Raw genomic sequence first — 931 nt, 5'->3', positions numbered from 1 at the left:
AGGGGTTGGCCTGAATGTGTTGTGCCGGGCGTCAGCGGCCAGGACCGGCCGGCGTGACTTGATAGGAGCGTGGCTGCGCCCCCACTGAGGTGTGTCCGCCGACCGGCCCGGCCTGTGTCCCTGTCCCAGGCTTGGTGAGAGGAGAGACCTCTCGATGGTGCTCACGGTCGGAGTCGATGTCCACAAGGACACCCACACCGCGGTGGTGGTCGACGAGCTCGGCGCCCAGCTGGCTCGGCGCACGGTGGCGGCCACGGATGCCGGTCACCGCGCGTTGGTCGGCTGGGCCGCGCAGCACGCCGGAGGTGAGCGGGTGTGGGCGGTCGAGGACTGCCGGCATGTCTCGACCCGGCTGGAGCGGGCGCTGCTCGCGGTCGGGGCGCGGGTGGTGCGGGTGCCGCCGAAGCTGATGGCCGGTGCCCGGTCCTCGGCGCGCACGCGGGGCAAGTCCGACCCGATCGATGCGTTGGCGATCGCGCGGGCGGCGCTGCGCGAGCCCGACCTGCCGGTGGCCGAGCACGACCAAACCTCCCGCCGGCTCAAGCTGCTGGTCGATCACCGGGAGAACCTGGTGGCCGAGCGCACCCGGATGATCAACCGGCTGCGTTGGCATCTCCACGAGCTCGATCCCGAGCTCGACCTGCCCGCCCGCAGCCTGGGCCAGCCCGCCCGCCTCGAGCGGCTCGCAGCCCGGCTCGCCGAGTTCACCGAGGCACCCACCGAGCCACCCACCGAGGCACCCACCGAGGTCACCGGGACGGTGGCCCGGCTGGCCGGTGAGCTGGTCGCTGACATCGCCGAGCGCAGCACCCGGATCCGGGCGTTGGAACGCGAGCTCGAGACCCTGTCCCAGCAGGCCGCGCCGCGGCTGCTCGCGCTGCCCGGCTGCGGGGCCGTGACCGCAGCGAAGATCGTCGGGGAGACCGCCCGA

At 73.5% G+C, this 931-nt stretch carries 1 protein-coding gene; it reads left to right on the top strand.

Going from position 1 to position 931, the window contains the following annotated elements; all coding sequences use genetic code 11:
• Nucleotides 1-154: 154 nt before the first annotated feature.
• A partial coding sequence (locus WCD58_RS33550; protein WP_337707492.1) for an IS110 family RNA-guided transposase occupies nucleotides 155-931 on the top strand: 777 nt, incomplete at its 3' end.

It is taken from the genome of Actinomycetospora flava, assembly GCF_037400335.1.
Classification (GTDB): Bacteria; Actinomycetota; Actinomycetes; order Mycobacteriales; family Pseudonocardiaceae; genus Actinomycetospora; species Actinomycetospora flava.
This window is presented reverse-complemented; position numbering and strand designations above follow the sequence as displayed.